The 2906-nt window shown below is 41.5% G+C and carries 3 protein-coding genes, 1 tRNA gene and 1 pseudogene; 2 read left to right on the plus strand and 3 right to left on the minus strand.

Annotated features, from left to right (window positions below):
* Positions 1 to 98: 98 nt before the first annotated feature.
* Positions 99 to 953 carry a Cbp1 family collagen-binding glycoprotein adhesin gene (locus OCV81_RS17540; RefSeq protein WP_148331118.1) on the minus strand — a complete coding sequence of 285 codons (855 nt, stop codon included), beginning with the start codon at positions 951 to 953 and terminating at the stop codon, positions 99 to 101.
* Between the two features lie 24 nt (positions 954 to 977).
* The gene (gene rsmI, locus OCV81_RS17545; protein WP_148331119.1) at positions 978 to 1652 is read right to left on the minus strand and encodes a 16S rRNA (cytidine(1402)-2'-O)-methyltransferase; all 675 of its coding nucleotides are present in this window, start codon (positions 1650 to 1652) and stop codon (positions 978 to 980) included.
* 189 nt (positions 1653 to 1841) lie between these two features.
* Here rsmI and OCV81_RS17550 point away from each other — a divergent pair, with 189 nt between their 5' ends.
* Positions 1842 to 2438 (plus strand): thymidine kinase, encoded by a 597-nt coding sequence (locus OCV81_RS17550; RefSeq protein ID WP_148331120.1) that lies wholly within the window; start codon positions 1842 to 1844, stop codon positions 2436 to 2438.
* A gap of 131 nt (positions 2439 to 2569) precedes the next feature.
* Positions 2570 to 2645 (plus strand) — tRNA-Lys (locus OCV81_RS17555).
* Positions 2646 to 2803: 158 nt separating this feature from the next.
* Here the strand turns inward: OCV81_RS17555 and OCV81_RS17800 are convergent.
* A pseudogene (locus OCV81_RS17800) lies at positions 2804 to 2906 on the minus strand (ISAon1 family transposase); the annotation flags it as partial.

Below are 2906 nucleotides of genomic sequence, written 5' to 3' on the forward strand. Positions count from 1 at the left end.
TTTTGAGGAAAATCCAAACGACTTCAATCTGATATGAAACGACAGAGGCCATCTCAATTCATTTTGAGACGGCCTCTTTTATGTAAAAGATTTTGAATTTATCTTACCTGAATTACCAGATAGCGTGATACGCTCCAGAATTCATTCGGATTGTTAATTTTTAAAGTAAGCTGTCCTTTGTCATCTTTTACGAGTTCGTATGACCCCTGAGGATGAGTAGTCAGTAGTTCAGCCCGTTTGGAGTACAGTTTGATTTCTTTTTCCTTGCGGATATCAATCTGAGTGAAGTAGTCTTTATTGAACTCATTGTCCTTTAGTACATCACCTTTTTTCAGGATTTTCTGGTCTTTCAGTTCAGATTTCGTACCGAATACATACCAGGCAGTGTTCAGTGCTTGGTCTTGTGCTTCCACTGTCTTTGTCTTGGCCTCGTTTTCAGCGCTCAGTTCATCTACGTTTTTGTTCAAGTCCATGACCGCTTCGTCAAGTTCGGCGATACGGATGTTCTTGGCAGCCAGTTCTGCCTGTAATGTTTCAATTTGTTGTTGCTTGGCAGCCAGTTCTGCAGTCAGGTTTTTGATGGCTTTTTTCAGTTGTGCGGACTGGTAATTGCTGTTTTTCAGTTGTGCTTCCAGTTTGGCAATCTGCTCACGGTTCGATTTCAGTTTTTCGCTGATAAAGCGGATGTCTTCTTTTATTTTGTCGGCAGCCGATTGGCTTTCGAGGGTACCTTCTTTCAGGTCTACACGGTTTTCGGCTTCATTGATTTCACGGAATCCTTCCTGAATTTCATTAAAAGACCCCATGATTTCGTCCAGCTCTGTGTCGCGGTTGGAAAGTTCAAGCATCAGTGAATCATTCTGAGCTTGCAATGTGCTTTTGTCCTGACCGGAATTGTTACATGCTGTCAGTAATGCGGCAGCACATAAAGCAGATAAAACAACCTTTCTCATAGTTTTTTTATTTAGAATTATAATTTAGTTTTCTTTTCCTCCCAGTATGATGACGATTTCTCCTCTTGGTTCAGTCTCTGTGAAGTGGGTAATAACTTCCTGTAAAGTACCCCGTACACTTTCTTCATGTATTTTGGAGATTTCACGACAAACTGAAACAGGGCGTTCGGCACCGAATATTTCAGCAAACTGGGTGAGTGTTTTGACTAGGCGGTAAGGAGACTCGTAGAAAATCATTGTGCGGGTTTCCTCTTTCAATGCGTTCAGTCGAGTCATTCGGCCTTTCTTCTGTGGAAGGAAACCCTCAAAACAGAAGCGTTCGTCTGGCAGGCCAGAAGATACGAGTGCGGGTACAAAAGCTGTAGCTCCTGGAAGACATTGTACCTCAATTCCATTTCGGATGCATTCCCGTACGACCAGAAAGCCTGGGTCGGATATACCTGGTGTTCCGGCATCGGAAATCAAAGCAACGGTTTGTCCTCCTTTTATCCGATTGACAATACTCTCTACGGTCTGGTGTTCATTGAATTTATGATGCGATTGCATGGCATTCTTTATTTCATAATGTTTTAAAAGGATACCCGACGTGCGTGTATCTTCTGCCAAAATCAGGTCCGCTTCTTTCAGAACACGGATTGCCCGGAAAGTCATGTCCTCCATGTTTCCTACCGGAGTAGGTACAACATATAGTTTTCCCATTTTCTTTTCTTGCATGTGATAAAGCAAAGGTAAAAAGTTTTCTTTTTTGCGCGCGTGATTTGACAAACATTTAACAGAAGTTTTCTCTTTAATTATCCTTTTCGCCACTATTAATAAAAAAACGCCGATTTTTCGGTGGTTTCAACCTATCGTTGTAATTTTGCACCTGTTTATATTAAAAAAGATAATATGGTAGTATTCTCAGAAGACCACCGGGAAGAAACTTGCCGGAGAGGAAGAATTGAAGTGATATGCGGTTCTATGTTTTCAGGTAAAACGGAAGAGCTGATACGGCGTTTGCGGAGGGCTACTTTCGCACATCAGCGGGTGGAAATATTCAAACCGGCCATAGATACCCGTTATTCGGAGGAAGATGTGGTTTCACATGACAATAATAGCATAAAATCTACCCCTATTGATTCTTCAGCAAGCATCCTTTTGTTTACCTCGGAAATAGATGTGGTGGGGATTGATGAAGCGCAGTTCTTTGATGACGGGTTGCCTGCTGTCTGCAACGAGTTGGCTAATCAGGGTATTCGGGTTATCATTGCAGGACTTGACATGGATTTTAAAGGAGTACCGTTTGGCCCCATTCCAGCTTTGTGTGCCATAGCCGATGAGGTGACAAAGGTGCATGCCATTTGTGTGAAATGTGGAAATTTGGCTTATGTTTCGCATCGTACTGTATTGAATGATAAACGGGTGCTGCTAGGTGAGAAAGAAGAATATGAGCCGTTGTGTCGTTGTTGCTATCAAAAAGCATTAAAGAAAGAAAATTGTAAGTAGTTGGAAAACAATGTGCTATACCTCTAAGTGAAAAAATATTTAAAAAATATGGGGGTAATATTTGGTAGTTATTACAAAAATACCTACCTTTGCACTCGCAATCGGGAAATAACCGAGGCAAATAAAGGATTGATTCGCTAGCTCAGCAGGTAGAGCACAACACTTTTAATGTTGGGGTCTTGGGTTCGAGCCCCAAGCGGATCACCAGAAAATCAAGCGATTATCTTAAAAAGATAGTCGCTTTTTTCGTATTTATACGTTGGTTTACCATCATAAAGTCGGCTCAACGTAAAAATCTGAGGGATTCGTTGATTAAGCATAAATTTTGGCTCAACGTAAAAATCTGAGGGATTCGTTGATTAAGCCTAAATTTTAGCCAGTCTGAACAAAAAGAAGGCCTTGTCCTTTACTCCCCTGAACTGCGAACGGAAGCTCTTTATTTTTGCATTGAAGGATTCAGATGCAGCG

The sequence above is a fragment of the Phocaeicola fibrisolvens genome, assembly GCF_025567125.1.
In the GTDB taxonomy this organism is placed as follows: domain Bacteria; phylum Bacteroidota; class Bacteroidia; order Bacteroidales; family Bacteroidaceae; genus Phocaeicola; species Phocaeicola fibrisolvens.

Coding starts and splice junctions, on each gene's coding strand:
- OCV81_RS17540 (WP_148331118.1), bottom strand. CDS start 953: ATGAGAAAGGTTGTTTTATCTGCTTTATGTGCTGCCGCATTACTGACA.
- rsmI (WP_148331119.1), bottom strand. CDS start 1,652: ATGGGAAAACTATATGTTGTACCTACTCCGGTAGGAAACATGGAGGAC.
- OCV81_RS17550 (WP_148331120.1), top strand. CDS start 1,842: ATGGTAGTATTCTCAGAAGACCACCGGGAAGAAACTTGCCGGAGAGGA.